Source organism: Mesorhizobium sp., from assembly GCF_004962245.1.
GTDB lineage: Bacteria > Pseudomonadota > Alphaproteobacteria > Rhizobiales > Rhizobiaceae > Mesorhizobium.
In genome coordinates, this window is sequence record NZ_SUHQ01000106.1 from 1 (window position 1) to 436 (window position 436).

Genomic DNA, 436 nt, shown 5'->3' on the forward strand with positions numbered 1-436 from the left:
GGCCGGACCTGATCCGGCTTTATGAGCATTGGGCTTTGTCAGTCGCACAAGCGTGGTGGCTATTTTCGCGAGGCGGCGCGCCTCAGGAACTGAGCCGCGTCCAGGTCGAAACGCGGGAAAGAAAGACAGGAAACAGAATGGCCGATCAATTCGCAACGGACGTCATTGCCCTGATCAAGAAACGCGCCGAGTCGGAGAGCGGTGAGGGAATGCCTGCGTCATTCGTCGGCGAGATAACAATCGCCACGGAACTGGACGCGCTCGGGTTCGATTCGCTGGGTTTGGCGGACGTCCTCTGGGATGTGGAACAGGCCTACGGCATCAAGATCGATATGAACACGGCCGATGCCTGGTCCAATCTCAAGAATGTCGGCGACGTCGTGGAAGCCGTCCGCGGCTTGCTTGCGAAGGAGGCTTGAATGGACAGGCGCGTCGT

Annotated in this window: 1 protein-coding gene; it reads left to right on the forward strand. The window is 59.2% G+C overall.

Going from position 1 to position 436, the window contains the following annotated elements:
• The first annotated feature begins 137 nt into the window (after positions 1-137).
• On the forward strand, positions 138-419 hold the full coding sequence (locus E5X88_RS33545; protein ID WP_029356603.1) for an acyl carrier protein: 282 nt from the start codon (positions 138-140) through the stop codon (positions 417-419).
• The last annotated feature ends 17 nt before the right edge of the window (positions 420-436 follow it).